The sequence below is a fragment of the Pigmentiphaga daeguensis genome (assembly GCF_039523035.1).
GTDB lineage: Bacteria > Pseudomonadota > Gammaproteobacteria > Burkholderiales > Burkholderiaceae_B > Pigmentiphaga > Pigmentiphaga daeguensis.
This window is the reverse complement of the sequence record NZ_BAAAEN010000008.1, coordinates 77,771-96,598: the sequence shown is the minus strand read 5'-3', so window position 1 is coordinate 96,598 and position 18,828 is coordinate 77,771. Positions and strand designations below refer to the sequence as shown.

Here is an 18,828-nt window from a genome sequence, read left to right as displayed (position 1 = left end):
GGCGTCCTGTCGTGGAGAGTCAGAAGGGGGGCATGCCGACCGCGCTGCCGGCGCTTTCTATCGTGGTGGCGAAGCCGATGCCGACGAAGGTCCCGGCGTTGGTCGGGTTGAGGATGGCGGTGACGATGCCGACCACCTCGCCGTTCATGTTGACCAGCGGTCCGCCGGAGTTGCCCGGGTTGGCCGCCGCATCGAACTGGATCAGCCGCGTCAGGACGTGCCGCCCCTCGGCCGAGACGAATTCGCGGTTCAGGCCCGAGACCACGCCGGACGACACCGACGGCCCGATGCCGAACGGAAAGCCCACCGCCACGACCTCGTCTCCCGGCGCGAGATCCAGGCTGGACCCCAGCGTGGCGGCGGGCAGGTCGTCGGGCACGGACTTGGCGCGGATGACGGCCAGGTCCTTGTCCGGCTGGATGGCGACCACGTCGGCATCGGCCTCGTAGCCGTCGAAGAAGGTGACCTTCAGGCGCCTGGAACCCGAGATGACGTGGAAGTTGGTCAGGATCACGCCGCTGTCGACGATGACCACGCCCGAACCGATGCTGCCTTCATGCCTGGGTGCGTTGCCTTCCTCGTTCCTGGCCGTCTGCCTGTCCTTGCCCCTGGACTTGCCGCCCGCCTTGGGCTTGGCGCCCGGAGGCGCGGCCGGCTTGGCCTTCTTCGCGCCGCCGTCCTGCGCTTCTTCCTCGTCGCCGTAACCGCGTATCTGCACCACCGACTGGCGCACGGCCTCGGCCGCCTTGGCCGGACGCGAGGGCAGGGTCTTGTTCTGCAGGGTGTGCAGGACCGCGGAATCGATGTCGTCCTGGGTCAGCTGCCTTTGTTTAGGTTGCAACAAAACGAAAACCAGGCCGCCCGCAACGACGAGCAAGGCCAGGCCGAAGAAAGCGGTGCGGTGCCTGGCCGTCCAGTTCCGGAGCCGGCCCGGCCATCCCGGCCGGCGCGCCTGATCGGCCTCGGCCTTCGGCGCGGCATCGACCGAAGGGGGCCTGGCGGTCCTGCTGTATAGGGCAACCCGTTTCATCACTACCGTCCAGCTTGGCGTTCTTCACGGAATGCGGTCCCGCGTCCGGGCGCGCCCGAATTCCCTTGGGGTATTCAAGGCTGACAGCCCGGACCGCCCCCGGTTCAATCGAACGAGGGCCCGGCCAAAATAAGGTAACACTTAAACGACGGCCATGGGCGGATACCTTTACCGCCGCAAGGGTTCATGGGCATACTAAAGACAACGTTGCACACTCCCGCGCGCCAAGGAGCACTCATGCGGTTTCTCTGGCCCGATCTTCTCTGGCTGCAGCTCCTCGTTCCCCTGCTCGTAGCCCTCTACCTGTACGCGCTGGCCCGCCGCAAGAAGGCGGCCATCCGGTATGCCAGCCTGAGCCTGGCCAAGGCCGCCATCGGTCCCGGCCAGCGGCTGCGGCGCCACATCCCGCCGCTGCTGTTCCTGCTGGCGATGTCGGCGGCGCTGCTGGCGTGCGCGCGTCCCACCGCGACCGTCACCCTGCCCTCGGACACCCTCACCGTCGTCCTGGCGGTGGATGTCTCGCGCAGCATGCAGGCCGCCGACATCGCCCCCAACCGTCTGGTGGCGGCGCAGATGGCGGCCAAGCGCTTCATCTCCGAGCTGCCGTCCAACGTGCGGCTGGGCATCGTCTCGTTCGCCGGTACCGCCGCGGTCGTGCAGACGCCCACGGACAACCGGCAGGACATGATCGAAGCCATCGATCGTTTCCAGCTGCAGCGCGCCACCGCCACCGGAAGCGGGCTGATCCTGGCCCTGTCCATGCTGTTCCCCGACGACGGCATCGACCTGGAATCGGTCATCTTCGAAACCCCGTCCGTCCGCGCCGGGCGCCGCGCCGTACCGCTCGACCAGGCGGCCGCCGCCGAGGCGGCCAAGAAAAAACAGAAGACCTTGCAACCGGTGCTGCCGGGCTCGTACACCTCGGGCACCATCATCCTGCTCAGCGACGGCCGGCGCACCACCGGCCCCGACCCGCTGGACGCCGCGCGCATGGCCGCCGAACGGGGGGTGCGCGTCTACACCGTGGGTTTCGGCACCCAGCAGGGCGCGCCCATCGGCGACGAGGGCTGGTCGTTCTTCGCAAGACTGGACGAACCCACGCTGCGCACGGTCGCGCAGATGACGGGAGGCGAGTATTTCCTGGCCAGCTCCGAGGCCGACCTGAGTTCGGTATACCGCAATCTCAACGCCAAGTTCTCGATGGAACGCAAGGAAACCGAACTCAGCGCCCTGCTGAGCGCGGCGGCGGTCGTCCTGCTGACCCTGGCCTGCGTGCTGTCCATGCTCTGGTTCCAGCGCAGCCGCTAGCGCACCGTTCCGTTGCGCCGCCGTGACAGGCCTTTGTCAGCAGATTGCAATGCGCGCCCGATATAAATCGGGACATGAATCTCGCGATCATAGGGGCCGGCTACGTCGGCCTGGTTACCGGTGCGTGCCTGGCCGACGTGGGCAACCGCGTCGTCTGCGTCGAACGCAATACCGAGCGCCTGCGCGTGCTGCGCGGCGGGGGCATCCCCTTCTTCGAACCCGGGCTGGCCGAGATGGCCGCGCACAACGCGCAGGCAGGACGCCTGGCCTTCACCGATGACCTGCCCTCGGCACTGAGCGATGCCGAGATCGTCTTCATCGCGGTCGGCACGCCGGCGGACGAGGACGGCTCGGCGGACCTGGGCCACGTGCTCGAGGCCAGCGCGGCCCTGGGCCGGGCGATCCCGCGCGACATGGTCGTCGTCGTGAAATCGACCGTGCCCGTCGGCACCTGCCACCGCGTGCAGGCACTGATCGAGGAAACCCTGCGCGAGCGCGGCGCCCCGTGGCGCGTCTCGGTCGCCTCGAACCCGGAGTTCCTGAAGGAAGGCAGCGCGGTCGACGACTTCCAACGTCCCGACCGGATCGTGATCGGCACCGAGGACGCCCGCGCGCTGCGGCTGATGGCGGCTCTGTACGCCCCCTACAACCGCAATCGCGACCGGCTGATCCACACCGACGTGCGCTCGGCCGAATTCACGAAATACGCGTCCAACGTCATGCTGGCCACGCGCATCTCGCTGATGAACGAGCTGGCCAGGATCGCCGAGAAAGTCGGCGCGGACATCGAGGCGGTGCGCCACGGCGCCGGCGCCGATCCCCGCATCGGCCACCACTTCCTGTACGCAGGCGTGGGCTACGGCGGATCGTGCTTTCCGAAAGACATCCAGGCGCTGGCCCGGCTGGCGGCCGACCATGGCGAATCGACGCCGTTGCTGGACAGCGTGCAGCGGGTGAACGAGGAACAGAAGCGCGTCATGGCGGCGAAGATACGCCGGCACCTGGGCCCGTCGCTGCACGGCCGCTGCGTCGCGCTGTGGGGCCTGGCCTTCAAGCCCAATACCGATGACATACGCGAGGCGCCCAGCCTCGCGCTGGTGCGCGAGCTGCTGGCCGACGGCGCGACCGTGCGCGCGTACGATCCGGTCGCCGCCGACAACGCGCGCCGCGCGATCGACCACCCCGGCCTGGTCATCGTCCCCAACGCGCTGGCGGCCTGCGAAGGCGCCGACGTGCTGACCGTGGTGACCGAATGGCGCGAGTTCAAGTCGCCCGATTTCCGCGGGCTGGCGGGCCGGCTCAAGTCCCGCGCGATCTTCGACGGCCGCAACCTGTACGACCCCGAATACGTGGAAAGCTGCGGGCTGGCCTACTACGGCATAGGACGCGGCGCCCGTCCCGCCCGCCCGGGGCGGGAGGACGCGGACACGCCCGCGGTCACGACCGGCTACTGGTGACGGCTTGCGCCGCGCCGGCCGCGCGCGGCCTGCGCGGCCAGGATGTCCTGCAGTTCGGCGTCCCAGGCCGGCGGATCCGAAAAGCGCTGCGCCAGGAAATCGAGCAGCGTGCGCAACGTGGGCGGCATGTGCTTGCGCGAGGTGTAGACGCCGTACAGGGTCATGTCGCGCGGCGGCGCATCGGGCAGCAGCACCCGCAGGCGTTCCGCGCGCACCAGCCCGCCCACCGCATAGGTCGGCAGCATCGCGATGCCGGCCCCGCACACGGCCGCCTCGACCAGCGTGGTCGCTTCGTTGGAGCTGATGTTCCCGCCCACCGCGACGGACACCGGCGCGCCGGCGCGAACGAAGTGCCACAGGCTCTTGCCGGTGTACGAATGGGTCAGGCAATTGTGCAGGCCGAGTTCCTCCAGCCTGCCCGGCGTGCCGTGGTGGCTCAGGTAGTCGGGCGAGGCGCACAGCACCGAGCGGCATGCCGTCAGCCGGCGCGCGATCAGGTTGGGATCGAGGTCGTTGGTGACGCGCAGCGCGAGGTCGATGCGTTCGTCGACCAGGTTGACGGTGCGGTCCGCCATGACCATGTCCACGGCCACGTCGGGGTATTGGCGGGTGTAGTCGACGATGGCCGGCGCCAGGTGGGCCTGCCCGAAGGACGTGCTCGCCGTCACGCGCAGCACGCCGCGCGGCGCGCTGTCCGGGCTGGACACGGCGGCGCGCATGTCCCCTTCCAGTTCCAGCATCTGGCGGCAGCGGGCCAGCACCTCGGCGCCGGGCGGCGTCAGGCTCAGCCTGCGCGTGGTCCGGTGCAGCAGCCGGGCCCCCACCCATTCCTCCAGTTCGGCCAGATAGCGCGAGACGGCCGGCCGGGACAATTCCAGCGCCTCGGCCGCCGCGGACTGGCTGCCCCGGTCGACTACTTCGACGAATACGCGCATCGCGCTGAGTCTGTCCATACCTGACCGGTTCCGGCAACAAATAATTCTTGATTCTACGGTTTTTACTATCGTTTTTTGTAATTATCCTGGCACCTGGCGAAAATCCGGACGCATGCGTCCCCCAAGCCCATCATGGAAACGACCAGGCTTCACTACATCTACGATCCCTTCTGCGGCTGGTGCTATGCCTCGGCCCCCTTGATGGCCGCGGCCCGCCACCTGCTGCCCGTGACCGCGCACGGCGGCGGCATGATGGCCGGCAGCAACCGACAGCCCGTGACCGACCGCCTGCGCAACTACGTCATGCCGCACGACCGGCGCATCGCGGCCATGACCGGCCAGCCTTTCGGCCAGGCCTATTTCGATGGCCTGCTGCGCGACCACGATGCGGTGTTCGATTCCGAACCGCCCATCACCGCCATCCTGGCTGCACTCGACGCGGGCGGCGAAGGACGCGACCTGGACCTGCTGGCCCGGCTGCAACGCGCCCATTACGTGGAAGGCCGGCGCATCGCCGACGCCGGGGTGCTGACCGAGATGGCGGCCGACATCGGCCTGGATCGGCCGGCCTTCGAAGCCGCCTATGCGGCGCGCAAAGGCCAGCCGACACGCGACCACATCGCCGAAAGCCGCGCCCTGCTTGCCCACGCCGGCGGCCAGGGCTTCCCGACCTTCGCGCTGGAACGCAATGGCCGCTACCGGCTGCTGGATACCGGCCGCTACCTTGGCCGCGTCGACGAATGGCGCGCGGCGCTGGCCGGGCTGATCGACTAGGGCCTACAGGTATTTGGCCAGGAACGCTTCCATCGCGGCGTAGAACTCGAACTGGTTCTCCTCGTTGTGGAAGCCGTGCCCTTCGTTGTCCTTGACCATGTATTCGACTTCCACGCCACGCGCGCGCAACGCGGCCACGATCTGGTCGCTCTCGTCCTTGTTGACGCGCGGGTCCTTCGCCCCCTGCGCCACGAACAGCGGCGCCTTGATGCGGTCGACGAAGAACACCGGCGACGCCGCGTGCAGCATGTCCTTGTCCCGCTCGGGATCGCCCACCATCTCGTGCATGGAATCCAGGAAAGGCTTCCAGTACGGCGGAATGGTATTCATGAACGTGAAGAGGTTCGAGACTCCCACGTAGTCCACGGCCGCCGCGTACAGGTCCGGCGTGAAGGCGATGCCCGCCAGCGTCGCGTAGCCGCCGTAGCTGCCGCCGTAGATGGCGATGCGCCCGGGGTCGGCGATGCCTTCGCGCTTGAGCCATTCGACGCCGTCGGTGATGTCGTCCTGCATGGCCCGGCCCCACTGCCTGAACGAGGCCTCCCAGAACTTGCGCCCGTAGCCGGTCGAGCCCCGGAAATTCATCTGCAGTACGGCATAGCCGCGGTTGGCCAGGAACTGGACTTCGGGGTTGTAGCCCCAGGTATCGCGCGCCCACGGCCCGCCATGGGGATGGATGACGACCGGCAGGTTGCGCGGCGTCACGCCCACCGGCAGCGTCAGATAGCCGTCGATCTTCAAGCCATCGCGGGCGGTATAGCGCACGGGCTTCATCGGCGCCATGTCGCGTTCCAGCAGCCACGGCTGGATCTCGCCCAGCTTGGTCAGCTTGCGCGAGGCGGCGTCGTACAGGTAGCGCGCTCCCTGGGTGCGGTCGTTGTAGGCCGCCACGACGAAACGTGTCTCGTCGCGCGTCTCGCTCTGCAGCGCGACCTCGTAGCCGCGCAGTTGGCTTTCCAGGTCGGCGTAGATCTCGGCGGTGGCCGGATCAAGCACCTGGCGCTGGGCCTTCCAGGTCACATAGCCGATCTCGGTCAGGACCTTGCGCCGGTGCGAGTAGGCCAGCCCCGAGACGTCGACCTCGGGATGCTCGAATATCAGCGCGCCTTCGCGCGCGGTGTGCGGATCGAATTCGAACAGCGCGGCCTTGTCCCGGCCGCGGTTGGAGCTGACGTAGATGCGCTTGTTGTCGAACGTGAAGAATAGCGGCGCGACGCTTTCCTTGAAATCCGTGGTCAGGATGGGGCGGAACTCCTCGGCCTCGGTATCGCGATAGAGCAAGGTATTGTTGACCCCGTCCGTGGCCACCGCCAGCCTCAGCCGGCCATCGTGGTCCGTGGCCCAGCCGGTGATGTTGCCGGGGTTCTGCGCGATCAGCTCTTCCTTCCCGGTGGCCACCTCGACGCGGAACACGTCGAACACCTGGGGGTCCCGCCGGTTGTGCGACAGCAGCACGTGCGCGTCGTCGTCGATCAGGTCGTCCACCACGTCGGCCCGCACGCCGTCGTAGGGGGTGAGGTCGGTCGGTTCGGACGCGCCGTCCAGCGGCACCGACAACAGGTGGAAGTTCTCGTCGCCGCCGAAATCCTTGACGTACAGGATATGGGCCGGCCCCTTCCAGAGGAACCCGCCCACGTCCCGCTCGGCTTCCCCGGTCAGCGCCCGCGCCGGGCCGGTGGGGACGCCCTGCTCGTCCAGCGCCTGCACGTGGACGTTCTGGCGGCCCTGGGCAGGCGCCAGGAAGGCCAAGTGCCGGCCGTCGGGCGAGATGCGATAGCTGGAACGTTCCGGTTTGCGGAAGAAATCGCGCACGTCGTAGCGCTTGACGAGCCGTATGGCGGAAGTGGAGGTCGAGGTCATGGCGCGGTCCGCGGGGAAAGGAAGGAAAGGATCGGAAAACATAGCACAGCGACACGGCGCCATCCGCCGCCCCCGGCCTTCGCAGCATTCTGTTTCAGTCGTCCGGAACACCGGACGTGATATACCCTCCAATACATACCGACGGCCTCCGGCCGCCGTCCGTCCAGGGAGATTCCATGCTCGACTCGCGCCCCGCCCCCCAAGCCCTCGCCCCGATCCGCCACCGCCTGGCCTGGCTCGCCTGCTGGGCCACCGCGCTGGCCCTCGCCTTCTTCGCCGCCGGCCAGGCCCGCGCGCAGGCGCCCGACCCGCAGGACCCGCCCAACGTGATCATCCAGAAGGCTGCCAACAACGTGCTGGACCGCATCCGCAAGGACCAGGAGCTGAAATCCGGCTCGCCCGAGAAGATCAACCAGGCGATCGACGAACTGATCCTGCCCTACGTGGACTTCGAGAAGACCACCCGGCTGGCGGTGGGCCGCTATTGGCGCCAGGCCACGCCCGAGCAGCGCAGCTCGCTCGTGAAGGAATTCCGCAACATGCTGGTGCGCACCTACGGCGGGTCGGTCTCCGCCATCACCCCGCAGGCCCGCGTCGACATGCGCCCCTTCCGCGCCGAGCCCAACGCCACCGACGTCGTCGTGCGCACCACGGTCACCGACGGACAGCGCGACCCCATCCCGGTCGACTACCGGCTGGAGAAAAGCGCCCAGGGCTGGAAGATCTACGACCTGAACGTCATGGGCGTCTGGTTCATCCAGAACTATCGCGACCAGTTCGCCTCCATCGGCTCGCAGGGCGGCGTGGACGCCATCATCAAGGCGCTGCAGACCAACAACCAAAAAATGAGTACGGGTAGATAACCCCCCTACGCCCTTACGGGCGCCCCCCAGGGGGCGATGCGGGTGGACCGGCGGAGCCGGATCCACCGCATCCTGGGTCTCTGTGGGGCTGTCTCGGTGCGGAGCGCCGTATTCTTGCGTCCCCCAAGGGCGGGGGGGGATATAATATTTTTTTGTTTGCCGCACTGATTCATGCCTCCACGCGCCGGTAACGTCTTCATGGTCGTCGCGCCCAGCGGCGCCGGCAAGTCCAGCCTGGTCAACGCCCTGCTCAAGGCCAGACCCGAAATCCGCTTGTCCATTTCCTGCACTACCCGCCCGCCCCGGCCGGGCGAGACCGACGGCAAGGAATACCACTTCGTCAACGTGCCCGCCTTCGAGAAGATGCAGCGCGACGACGACCTGCTCGAATGGGCCGAGGTACACGGGAATTTCTACGGCACGCCGCGCAGCTGGATCGAGCGCCAGACCGAGGCGGGCAACGACGTCCTGCTGGAAATCGACTGGCAGGGAGCCCGCCAGGTGCGCGCCAAGTTCCCCGAAGCCATAGGCATCTTCATTCTTCCACCGTCCATCGAAGCCCTGGAAACGCGGCTGCACGAACGCGGCCAGGACGAGCCCCACGTGATCGCGCGGCGGCTGCTGGCGGCGGGGGGCGAGTTCGCGCATGCCCCCGAATTCGAATATGTTATTATTAATCAAGACTTTAGCGCAGCCTTGGCCGACATGACGACGATCGTTACCGCCGCCAGGCTGCGTTTTCGTTCTCAGGCAGCCCGGCATGCCAGCCTGTTTTCGCAACTGGGCATTCCGCAAACTTCCGCACCGCTTTGATTCGCGTCCAGTACGCACAGCTTTCAGGGACCCTCATGGCACGTATCACCGTAGAAGACTGCTTGAAGCAAATTCCGAACCGGTTCAAACTGACCCTCGTGGCGACCTATCGCGCCCGGCAATTGGCCCAGGGCCACGCCCCCAAGCTCGATAGCAAGGACAAGCCGACCGTGACCGCGCTGCGAGAGGTCGCTTCCGGGGTGACCGGAGTGGAAATGCTGAAAAAGGTCCCCACCTGATTGACAAGACCATGATGGTCTTGCCGCCGGCACGTATGCCGGCGATGCCCGGAGCGGCCCGGTCCTCCCGGGGACGCTCCTCCTGAGGCGACCATGGGATTTCCAGTCTCTTCCTCGCGTCCCGGAAGCAATTCCGGGACACCGACAGCAGTTGCTGCCGCCGCCGGCGCACAGGCGCTTGCCTCAGCCGGTCCGGCGCCGGCCCCCGCCGGCGTGTCGTTCGCCCCGCTGGCCGAAACCATTTCGCAGTACCTGAGCCCGGAAGACGTCCGCCGGGTGCGCGAAGCCTACCGTTTCTCCGACGAAGCGCACCTGGGCCAGTTCCGCGCCAGTGGCGAGCCCTACATCTCGCACCCCATCGCCGTCACCGAAATCTGCGCCGCCTGGAAGCTGGATGCGGCGGCGCTGATGGCCGCCCTGCTCCACGACGTCATGGAAGACCAGGGGGTCACCAAGCAGGAGCTGATCGAACGCTTCGGCACCGAGGTCGCCGACCTGGTCGACGGACTGTCCAAGCTGGACCGGCTGGAGTTCGCCAGCAAGGCCGAGCAGCAGGCCGAGAGCTTCCGCAAGATGCTGCTGGCCATGGCGCGCGACGTACGCGTCATCCTGATCAAGCTGGCCGACCGGCTGCACAACATGCGCACGCTGGGCGCCGTCAGCCACGAGAAACGCCGCCGCGTGGCGCGCGAAACGCTGGAGATCTATTCGCCCATCGCCCACCGCCTGGGGCTGAACATCATCTACCGCGAACTGCAGGAACTCTGCTTCGAGGCGATGTATCACCACCGCTACATGGTGCTGCGCAAGGCGGTGCTGGCCGCGCGCGGCAACCGCCGCGAACTGGTGGGCAAGATCCAGGAAGCCGTGCGCGCGGCGCTGCCCGCCGCCGGTATCGAGGCCGAGGTCAACGGCCGCGAGAAGAACCTGTACGGCATCTACACCAAGATGCTGGAGCAGAAGAAATCGTTCTCGGAAGTGCTGGACATCTACGGCTTTCGCATCGTGGTCAATTCGCAGCCCGAGTGCTATCTGGCGCTGGGCACGCTGCACCAGCTGTTCCGGCCGGTGCCGGGCAAGTTCAAGGACTACATCGCCATTCCCAAGGTCAACGGCTACCAGTCGCTGCACACGACGCTGGTGGGCCCCTACGGGACGCCGGTCGAGTTCCAGATCCGCACGCGCGACATGAACCAGGTGGCCGAGAGCGGCGTGGCGGCGCACTGGCTGTACAAGACCTCCGACGTCGACCTGAACGACCTGCAAAAGCGCACTCACCAGTGGCTGCAATCGCTGCTGGACATCCAGCGCCAGACCGGGGACAGCAGCGAGTTCCTCGAACACGTCAAGGTGGACCTCTTCCCCGATGCGGTCTACGTCTTCACGCCCCGCGGCAAGATCATTTCGCTGCCGCGCGGCGCCACGCCCATCGATTTCGCCTACAGCATCCACACCGACGTGGGCAACCAGACGGTGGCCGCCAAGGTCAACGGCGAGTTCGTGCCGCTGCGCACCGAGCTCAAGAGCGGCGATGCGGTCGAGATCGTCACCGCCGAGCATTCCCGCCCCAACGCCCAGTGGCTGAACTTCGTGCGCACCGGCAAGGCGCGCTCGGAAATCCGCCACTACCTGCGCACGGTCAAGTACGAGGAATCCGTCAGCTTCGGCGAACGTCTGCTGGGCCAGGCGCTGAAATCCATGAACATGCCGATGCCGGACAGCACCGACCCGATCTGGGACAAGCTGGCGCGCGGCAGCGGCGCGCGCTCGCGCGACGAGATCCTGGCCGACATCGGGCTGGGCAAACGGCTCGCTGCGGTGGTTGCGCGCCGCTTCATGCCCGAGGGCGATCCCATCTCGACCACCGCCGAGCAGGTGGAACGCTACACGGAACAGGGCACCGCCTCGCCCATACGCATCCAGGGCAACGAAGGCCTGGCCGTGCAGCTGGCGCCCTGCTGCACGCCCATCCCCGGGGATGCCATCGTCGCCTACGTGCGCCTGGGCCACGGCCTGGTGGTCCACACCGAAGACTGCCCCAATGCCCGGCGCCAGCGCGCCCGCGAACCGGAACGGTGGCTGGACGTCGCCTGGGACGACCAGACCTCGCGCCACTTCAACGTCCGCATCGATGTCGTGCTGCGCCAGGAGCGCGGAGTGCTGGGCCGCGTGGCGGCCGAGATCTCGGCCTCGGACGCCAACATCACCCACGTCTCCATGCAGGACGAGGCGTCGTCCACCGTGGCGGTGCACTTCACCATCCAGGTGGAAAGCCGGCAGCACCTGGCCCAGGTCATCCGCCACCTTCGGCGCGTGCCGCAGGTCCAGCGCATCATCCGCGTCAAGGGCTGACCGGCCCGCTACTGCGGCGCCGGATCGGGATAGCGCACTTCCAGGATTTCCAGTTCATCCACACCCGACGGCGTGCGCAGCACGACCGTGTCGCCTTCGCGCGCCTTGATCAGGGCGCGCGCCACGGGCGAGATCCAGCTGATCCGCCCTTGCAGCGGTTCGGCCTCGTCCACGCCCACGATGGTCACGGTGTGCTCCTCGCCGGCGCGGTCCATGTAGGTGACCGTGGCGCCGAAGAACACCTGGTCACGATTGGGCTGCGCGGAGGTGTCCACCACTTCGGCGATGTCCAGGCGGCGGGTCAGGAAGCGCATGCGGCGATCGATCTCGCGCAGGCGCTTCTTGCCGTACAGATAGTCCCCATTCTCGGATCGGTCGCCATTGGACGCGGCCCACGACACGATCTGGACCACGGACGGCCGCTCCACGTTCATCAGGTGGACCAGTTCCCCGCGCAGGCGCGCGTAGCCGTCGGGCGTCATGTAATTGCGTACCCCGGCCGGCAGGGCCAGGTGCTCGGGCAGGTCGTCGTCCTCCTGGCCCTCGGATTCTTTGACAAAAGCCTTGTTCATGGAGCTCAAAACCAGTCGTGCCAGATGGGCGTCAGGTGCGCGGGCAGGGGCGGCAGGCAGCCCAGGTCTACCCGGCTTTCCTCGGGACCGTGGAAATCCGAGCCGCGCGAAGCCAGGAAGCCGTAGCGCACGGCGACCTCGGCGTACTCGCGGTATTGGTCGGGCGTATGGCTGCCGGTGACGACCTCGATGCCGACTCCGCCCAGTTGCAGGAATTCGTCGTACAGCGCATGGAACTGCAGCGGCGTGTAGGGATAGCGGCCCGGGTGGGCGATGGCAGCCACGCCGCCGGCGCCTCGTATCCACCCCACGGCATCGGGCAGCGTGGCCCAGCGCATGGGCACGTAGCCGGGCTTGCCTTCCACCAGGTAGTTCTGGAAGACCTCGCCCACGTCCTTGCACACGCCGCGCTCGACCAGGAAACGCGCGAAATGGGTGCGGCTGATGAGTTGCGGGTTGCCGACATGGACCAGCGCCCCCTCGAAGGCGCCCGGGATGCCGACCGCTGCCAGTTGCGCCGCCATTTCGCGGGCGCGGCGCTCGCGGCCGGAACGGGTGTCGCGCAGCCCCTCGACCAGGACCGCGTCATCGGGATCGACGCCCAGGCCCACGATGTGGACCGTTTCGCCGGCCCAGGTGACCGAGATTTCCACCCCCGGGACGAAGCGCATCCCCAGTTCCCGCGAGGCCGCCGCGGCCTCGTGCAGTCCGCCGACCTCGTCGTGGTCTGTCAGCGCCAGCACGTCGACGCCGTTGCGGCGTGCACGCGCCGCCAGGCCGGCCGGCGGCAGCATGCCGTCCGACACCTGGGAGTGGCAGTGCAGATCGACGTTCAGGGCGGGTTCCATGTTCACATTGTAGGACGGCCGTCCGGCACCGTCGCCGCCCGCGCCAGGAAATCTGCTACGAGTTGCGCCACCTCGTCCGGACGCTCCTGATGCAGCATGTGGCCGGCATCCTCCACCAGCGCCCGTTGCAGCGAAGCAACGCAGGCCAGCCTGTCCTCGTAGCCCGGTTCGGCCCAAGCCCTGGCGCGGACGGCGCTGTCTGCCGCCTCGACCCACAGCACCGGCGCCGCGATCCCGCGCCAGCAGGCCAGCACCTCCTCCAGCCGATAAAGAACGCGATTGACGATCTTGTGGGCGGGATCGGCGCGCAGCCGCCACCGTTCCCCGTCGGGGCAGCCGTTCTCGCGGGCCAGGAAAAGCGCTTTACCGGCGTCCAGCCCGGGATTGTCCCGCATCAGGCGCTGGGCGTAGGTTTGCGGACTGTCGTAGTCCGCCAGCCGCGCGCCGGCCGCGATCTGGTCCAACCACTGGCGCAGCCTGCCCGGCGCCGCCTCGGCCGGCTGCGCCGCCAGGCCCAGCCCTTCCAGGTTGACCACTGCCGCCACCCGGTCGGGGCGCACGCCGGCATACAGCATCGCCATGTTGCCGCCCATGCTGTGTCCCAGCAGCAAAAGCGGGCCGGAAGGCGAAAGATGACGGCAAAAAGCGTCGAGATCGCCCAGGTATTCGCCCACCTCGTAGGAATCTCCCCCACCCCATTGCGTCCTGCCGAAGCCGCGCCAGTCTGGCGCCACGATATGGAACCTGCGAGCCAGCCGGTCGGCCACGAACTGGAACGAAGCCGACGAGTCCATCCAGCCGTGAAGGGCCAGCAGCAACGGGGCGCCATTGTCGCCCCAATGACGAAAATGGTGACGCAAACCCCGAACTTCCAGATACTCCGATCGCGGGGCGACTAGCGGCTCGTACATGATCATTTATCGACAATTAGGGGAAATTGAGGGAAAACCCGCGAAAAACGCGGGCCGGAGTGGTGCCCTGCTCCTGCGCCGGCAGCACCAAAGCCATTGCGGTTATCGGTCAGGTCAGTAATGATTGCCATATAACGCAGCAAACCCCGTCCGCCGACCTGGCCGGACCAGATCCTGAATCCAGCGGAGGGTTATGGAAGACCAGTACCAGGCACTCTACACCACGTTCCGTTGGTGGGTCCCGCAACGCCTGAACATCGCCGATGTCTGCTGCCGCCGCTGGACCGTCACCAGCGCCGATGCCCGCCGCATCGCGATCTACGCGGAAGATGCCGAAGGACGGCGCGAAGTCTGGACCTACGGCCGCCTGCACGAATACGCCAACCGTTTCTCCAATGGCCTGCGCCGCATGGGCGTGCAACGCGGCGACCGCGTGGCCATCGCCCTGCCCCAGCGCCCCGAAGCCATCGTCGCCCATATCGCCGTCTACCAGATGGGCGCCATCACCGTTCCGCTGTCGGTCGCGCTGAACGCCCAGACCTACGAACAGCGGCTGCGCGACAGCGAAGCCCGGATCGCCATCGTCGACGGCGCCGCGGCCGCGGCACTGCTGCCGGCCACCGAGCATTGCCCCCTGCTGCGCCAGACGGTCGGCATCGACCTGGACGACGAGCGGGTCCTTTCCTGGCGCACGCTGCTCGCTCGCCAGGAAAGCGCCTTCGACATGCATCCCACCTCGGCCTCGGACCCCGCGCTGCTGCTTTATACGGCGGGCGCGGGCAGCGTGCCCAAGGGCGTGGTCCTGCCCCATGCCACCCTGATAGGCAACCTGCCCGGCTTCGTGGCCGCCCAGAACTGGTTTCCCCAGCCTGCCGACGTCCTGTGGACGGCATCCGAATGGGGCAGCCCCCACGGCCTGTTCGGCGCGGTCCTGCCGGGCCTGTATTTCGGCCAGCCGATGGTGGGTATGCGCCGGCCGCCGGATCCCGAAGCCACGTTCGCCCTGCTGGAACGCTACCGCGTCACCAACGTCGCCCTTACCACCCGCGACCTGCGGCGGCTGCTCAAGGCCGTGCCGCGCCCCGCGGAACGCCATCGGCTGGCCCTGCGCGCCATCACGGCCACCGATACCTCGCTCGGCGCGGCGCTGTTCGAACAATGCAGGGCCGCGCTGGGGATCGAACCCAACGAAACCTTCAGCCAGGTCGAGATCGGCACGATCATCGGCCAAAGCAGCCAGAAATGGCCCGCCCGGGCGGGCAGCCTGGGCAAGCCCTACCCCGGCCACCAGATCGCCATCGTCGACGCGCTGGGCCGGCCGGTCGCCACCGGAGAACACGGCGAGATCGCCGTCAATCGCTACGACATCCACGGCCATCCCGATCCTTCCTTCTTCGCCGGCTACTGGCGGGGCGAGGAAACCGGGCGCCCGGTCAGCGGCACCTGGCACCGCACGGGCGACCTTGCCCGGCAGGATGCCGACGGCTACCTGTGGTACGTGGGACGCCTGGACGAGATGTTCCAGCTGGGCAACCGCCTGGTCGCGCCGGGACCGATCGAGGACTGTCTGACCCGGCACCCCGACGTGGCCGAGGCGGTGGTCGTGCCGACGCCGGATGGCAGCGGCATCAAGGCCTATGTCGTCGCCCAGGCTGTGCCGGAACAGGACAAGGCCGCCCGCGAGGCAGCCCTGCGGGAGGCCCTGCTGGCGCATGCCTGCGGCCAGTTGGGCACGGACGGCGCGCCCAAGGACATCGAATTCGTCGAAGCCCTGCCGCTGACGCCGTCCGGCAAGATCCGGCGCCAGGCGCTCAGGCAGATCGAGGACGATCGCGGCCGGAAATGGCCGACTGCTCCAGCGAGCGCAGCTCCGCTTCCGTGAAGCCGGCCGCCCGGCGGGCGGGAAGATTGAACGGCCCGAACTGCCCCGGCGCGTCATGGCGCCGGGCCAGCACCGCGTAATGGTCCACGGGATCGACGCCCTCGCGCTCGCACAGATACCGGTACCAGCGATTGCCGATGGCCACGTGGCCGATCTCGTCGCGCAGGATGATGTCCAGGATGCCGGCCGCCGCCTCGTCCCCGGCCCCCGCCAGCTTGGCCCGTATCGCCGGGCTCACGTCCAGGCCCCGGGCTTCCAGCGTGCGCGGCACCAGCGCCATCCGGGCCAGCGGATCGAGCCGGGTCCGCTCGGCCATCTGCCATAGCCCGTCGTGGGCCGGAAAATCGCCGTAGGCGTGGCCCAGGATGCGCAGGTGGTCGGCCAGCAGCGAGAAATGCAGGGCTTCCTCGCCGGCGACCTTGAGCCAGTCCAGGTAGTACTCGTCCGGCATGCCGGCGAAACGCCAGACCGCATCCAGCGCGAGGTTGATCGCGTTGAACTCGATGTGGGCCAGTGCGTGCAGCAGCGCCGCCCGCGCCTCGACCGAGGCCACTCCCCGTCCCGGCACGTCGCGCGGCGACACCAGCGGCGGCCGCGCCGGCCGGCCGGGCACTCCCACGGGCTCTTGCAAGACGCGGCCGGCGTCCACATATACAGGCGTGGCTGCCAATTCGCGGGTGCCGGCGGCCTTCCCGGCGGGATCATCCAGGACCAGCAGCGCGCAGGCGGCCTGCCGCAGTTCCAATTCAGCAGTCATGGGGTGCATTGTAGAATGGCCGGTCCAGGCGCCCGCTGCTGCCCCATTTTTTTCCGAGGAAGCCGTCTTGTCCGACCAACTCAAGAAATACCTGTTCGAGGACCAGACGGTCCGGGCCGAAGTCGTGTCCATACGCGATACCTGGAGGGAAATCCAGGCACGGCACGACTATCCGCCCGCCATCCAGAAGCTGCTCGGCGAACTCGTCGCGGCCAGCGCGCTGCTGGCCGCCAACATCAAGTTCAACGGCACCGTGGTGCTGCAATTGCAGGGCGACGGCCCCATCGGCCTGGTCGTCGTGGAATGCCACGCCGACCTGGGCATGCGGGCGACCGTCAAGCTGCGCGAAGGCCACGCGGTACCTGACGACGGCACGTTCCAGAGCCTGCTGAACCCCCACGGCGGCGGCCGCTTCTCGGTGGTGCTGGATCCGCAGGACCGCCTGCCCGGCCAACAACCCTACCAGGGCATCGTCGCCCTGCAGGGCGAATCGGTGGCCCAGGCGCTGGAACACTACATGCTGGCCTCCGAGCAGTTGCAGACGCGCATCTGGCTCGCCGCCGACACCGGCTGCGCCGCCGGCGTGCTGCTGCAACAGTTGCCCCGCCAGGGCGGCAAGACGACGACCGACCCCGCGCCGGCCTCGGTCGCGGAAGACACCTGGGAACGCGCGCAGATCCTGGCCGAGACGATCAAGTCCGAGGAATTGCTGACGCTGACGCCCGACGCGCTGATCCGGCGCCTGTACTGGCAGGAGACCCTGCGCACCTTCGAGCCGGCGGGCGTGTCGTACCGCTGCACCTGCTCGCGCGAAAAAGTGGCCGACGTGCTGCTGCGCCTGGGCAAGGAGGAAATCGACGACATCCTGGCCGAGCAGGGCCGCGTCCAGATCAACTGCGACTACTGCGTGAAGAGCTTCGAGTTCGATCCGGTCGACTGCGCGGAACTGTTCGCCAACGCGTCGGCCAAGGTGCGGCACCAGAGCGAGGCCCGGCACTAGAGCCGGAACCAGGCGGCGGCGGTCCGCCGTGGTTCCCACAATCGACGTGCCGGCCGCGCGCAGGCACGCTGGAGGGCCCGCAATGACCCTCCGCCCATGCCTTCCCTGCTTTCCCAGCGCGGCGCCGCCATGGCCGAATTCACGGTCGTCGCCATCCCCCTGCTATTGACGGGCCTGGGGGCCTTCGAAACGGGCCGCTGGCTGCTGACACGCCAGGCCGTCGGCTATGCCCTGTTCGAGGCCGCCCGGGCCGGAACGGCGGCGCATGCCGATCCGGCCGCCATGGCCCAGGCTTTCGAACGCGCCCTGTCCCCCGCCTTGGGCACCCCCGCCCTGGCCAGTCCGGGCGACCAGTCGGCCGCGGCAAGGGCACGCATGGCGGGCTGGGCCCGCCATCATGGCCTGCCGATGGCGCGGATCGAACAACTCAGCCCGACTGCCGCCAGCTTCCAGGACTTCCCGGCCGGACGCGCGGCGGGACCGCGCGAACTCGACTACGACTATCAGCGCCTGCACCACGACACCGTCTACTTTTCGCGCTACCGCGGCGGCATCGGCCCACGCTCGGGCCAGACGCTGTTCGACGCGAATACGCTCGTGCTCCGGCTGACCTACCTGCACGCCCCCTACCTGCCGGGCATGCGCGCGCTGCTGCGGTCGCTGGCGAACGCTTCGGAAACCGATGATTACGTCAGGCGGGCCCGCGCCGCGGGGCTGCTGGTGATACGCCGCGAGATCGCCATGCCCATGCAGTCGGCGGCACGCGAGCACGGCAGGAACCGGGACATCCTGGCGCCGTAGGGTCTGTTCCCGCTAAAGGCCGCTCGCACAGGCCGGGAATGGGCCCTGTGAATGGTCCCTGGCGTCAGCGCCGGTCGGGTGTGGAAGCCGCCGGCCGGGCGGCCGGCTGGGCGGCGCTGGCCGGCACGGTGCCGGCCGGCGGGGTGTCGACGATCTGCACGAAGGCCTCGTTCTGGCGCAGCATGCCGAGCTCGTAGCGGGCCCGCTCCTCGATGGCGTCGGTCCCGCTCTTCAGGTCGCGCACTTCGGCGTCGAGCGCGACGTTGCGCGTGCGCAGCTCGTCATTGGTATGGCGCTGGGCGTCGAGCTGGCGCTCGAGTTCCCAGGTGCGCAACCAACCGCCCTTGCCCAGCCAGAGCGGATACTGGATCAGCACCAGCAACAGGGCGATTATCAGCGTGAGCAGGCGCATGGAGGCTCTTCCGT

Annotated in this window: 18 protein-coding genes; 10 read left to right on the top strand and 8 right to left on the bottom strand. The window is 68.1% G+C overall.

The window, feature by feature from the left end; all coding sequences use genetic code 11:
- Positions 1 to 19: 19 nt before the first annotated feature.
- A complete protein-coding gene (locus tag ABD104_RS12515) occupies positions 20 to 1,030 on the bottom strand; it encodes a S1C family serine protease (RefSeq protein ID WP_087839451.1) in 1,011 nt (336 codons plus the stop codon).
- Between the two features lie 237 nt (positions 1,031 to 1,267).
- Between ABD104_RS12515 and ABD104_RS12510 the strand changes: the two genes are divergently transcribed.
- Positions 1,268 to 2,338 (top strand): VWA domain-containing protein, encoded by a 1,071-nt coding sequence (locus ABD104_RS12510; RefSeq protein ID WP_087839450.1) that lies wholly within the window; start codon positions 1,268 to 1,270, stop codon positions 2,336 to 2,338.
- Between the two features lie 74 nt (positions 2,339 to 2,412).
- On the top strand, positions 2,413 to 3,795 hold the full coding sequence (locus ABD104_RS12505; RefSeq protein ID WP_087839449.1) for a UDP-glucose dehydrogenase family protein: 1,383 nt from the start codon (positions 2,413 to 2,415) through the stop codon (positions 3,793 to 3,795).
- On the opposite strand, the gene ABD104_RS12500 is transcribed toward ABD104_RS12505, so the two are convergent.
- Positions 3,786 to 4,748, bottom strand: coding sequence for a LysR family transcriptional regulator (locus tag ABD104_RS12500; protein ID WP_087839448.1), 963 nt, complete (start codon positions 4,746 to 4,748; stop codon positions 3,786 to 3,788). The two genes, ABD104_RS12505 and ABD104_RS12500, sit on opposite strands and share 10 nt — an antisense overlap.
- Before the next feature lie 114 nt (positions 4,749 to 4,862).
- On the opposite strand from ABD104_RS12500, the gene ABD104_RS12495 reads away from it, so the two are divergent.
- Positions 4,863 to 5,504, top strand: coding sequence for a DsbA family protein (locus ABD104_RS12495; protein WP_087839447.1), 642 nt, complete (start codon positions 4,863 to 4,865; stop codon positions 5,502 to 5,504).
- Between the two features lie 3 nt (positions 5,505 to 5,507).
- On the opposite strand, the gene ABD104_RS12490 is transcribed toward ABD104_RS12495, so the two are convergent.
- On the bottom strand, positions 5,508 to 7,364 hold the full coding sequence (locus tag ABD104_RS12490) for an alpha/beta hydrolase family protein (protein WP_243724563.1): 1,857 nt from the start codon (positions 7,362 to 7,364) through the stop codon (positions 5,508 to 5,510).
- 176 nt (positions 7,365 to 7,540) lie between these two features.
- Between ABD104_RS12490 and ABD104_RS12485 the strand changes: the two genes are divergently transcribed.
- The 4 genes from ABD104_RS12485 (at position 7,541) to ABD104_RS12470 (ending at position 11,631) form a co-directional block, all read left to right on the top strand.
- Entirely contained in the window at positions 7,541 to 8,227 is a 687-nt protein-coding gene (locus ABD104_RS12485; protein ID WP_338618650.1) for an MlaC/ttg2D family ABC transporter substrate-binding protein, read from the top strand.
- 171 nt (positions 8,228 to 8,398) lie between these two features.
- Positions 8,399 to 9,040, top strand: coding sequence for a guanylate kinase (gene gmk / locus ABD104_RS12480; RefSeq protein ID WP_087839444.1), 642 nt, complete (start codon positions 8,399 to 8,401; stop codon positions 9,038 to 9,040).
- A 35-nt stretch (positions 9,041 to 9,075) separates the two neighbouring features.
- Positions 9,076 to 9,279 carry a DNA-directed RNA polymerase subunit omega gene (gene rpoZ / locus ABD104_RS12475; protein ID WP_087839443.1) on the top strand — a complete coding sequence of 68 codons (204 nt, stop codon included), beginning with the start codon at positions 9,076 to 9,078 and terminating at the stop codon, positions 9,277 to 9,279.
- 93 nt (positions 9,280 to 9,372) lie between these two features.
- On the top strand, positions 9,373 to 11,631 hold the full coding sequence (locus tag ABD104_RS12470; RefSeq protein ID WP_087839442.1) for a RelA/SpoT family protein: 2,259 nt from the start codon (positions 9,373 to 9,375) through the stop codon (positions 11,629 to 11,631).
- A gap of 8 nt (positions 11,632 to 11,639) precedes the next feature.
- Here the strand turns inward: ABD104_RS12470 and greB are convergent, their stop codons facing one another.
- The 3 genes from greB to ABD104_RS12455 are packed head-to-tail and all read right to left on the bottom strand — an operon-like array spanning position 11,640 to position 13,869.
- Positions 11,640 to 12,203 (bottom strand): transcription elongation factor GreB, encoded by a 564-nt coding sequence (gene greB / locus ABD104_RS12465; protein WP_087839441.1) that lies wholly within the window; start codon positions 12,201 to 12,203, stop codon positions 11,640 to 11,642.
- 5 nt (positions 12,204 to 12,208) lie between these two features.
- Positions 12,209 to 13,051, bottom strand: coding sequence for a 3',5'-nucleoside bisphosphate phosphatase (locus tag ABD104_RS12460; RefSeq protein WP_087839440.1), 843 nt, complete (start codon positions 13,049 to 13,051; stop codon positions 12,209 to 12,211).
- A 2-nt stretch (positions 13,052 to 13,053) separates the two neighbouring features.
- Complete coding sequence (locus tag ABD104_RS12455; protein WP_254914617.1) at positions 13,054 to 13,869, bottom strand: alpha/beta fold hydrolase; 816 nt, start codon at positions 13,867 to 13,869, stop codon at positions 13,054 to 13,056.
- A gap of 286 nt (positions 13,870 to 14,155) precedes the next feature.
- Between ABD104_RS12455 and ABD104_RS12450 the strand changes: the two genes are divergently transcribed.
- The gene (locus ABD104_RS12450; RefSeq protein ID WP_087839438.1) at positions 14,156 to 15,844 is read left to right on the top strand and encodes an acetate--CoA ligase; all 1,689 of its coding nucleotides are present in this window, start codon (positions 14,156 to 14,158) and stop codon (positions 15,842 to 15,844) included.
- On the opposite strand, the gene ABD104_RS12445 is transcribed toward ABD104_RS12450, so the two are convergent.
- The gene (locus ABD104_RS12445; RefSeq protein WP_420495164.1) at positions 15,774 to 16,610 is read right to left on the bottom strand and encodes a ferritin-like domain-containing protein; all 837 of its coding nucleotides are present in this window, start codon (positions 16,608 to 16,610) and stop codon (positions 15,774 to 15,776) included. The genes ABD104_RS12450 and ABD104_RS12445 overlap by 71 nt on opposite strands.
- Before the next feature lie 58 nt (positions 16,611 to 16,668).
- Here ABD104_RS12445 and hslO point away from each other — a divergent pair, with 58 nt between their 5' ends.
- Together hslO and ABD104_RS12435 are read left to right on the top strand one after the other, a co-directional pair.
- Positions 16,669 to 17,601: an Hsp33 family molecular chaperone HslO gene (hslO, locus tag ABD104_RS12440; RefSeq protein ID WP_087839436.1), complete on the top strand. Its 933-nt coding sequence runs from the start codon at positions 16,669 to 16,671 to the stop codon at positions 17,599 to 17,601.
- Between the two features lie 96 nt (positions 17,602 to 17,697).
- On the top strand, positions 17,698 to 18,402 hold the full coding sequence (locus ABD104_RS12435) for a TadE/TadG family type IV pilus assembly protein (RefSeq protein ID WP_087839435.1): 705 nt from the start codon (positions 17,698 to 17,700) through the stop codon (positions 18,400 to 18,402).
- 64 nt (positions 18,403 to 18,466) lie between these two features.
- Here ABD104_RS12435 and ftsB read toward each other — a convergent pair whose 3' ends face one another.
- Positions 18,467 to 18,814, bottom strand: a complete 348-nt coding sequence (ftsB, locus tag ABD104_RS12430; RefSeq protein WP_087839434.1) for a cell division protein FtsB — start codon at positions 18,812 to 18,814, stop codon at positions 18,467 to 18,469.
- Positions 18,815 to 18,828: the final 14 nt, after the last annotated feature.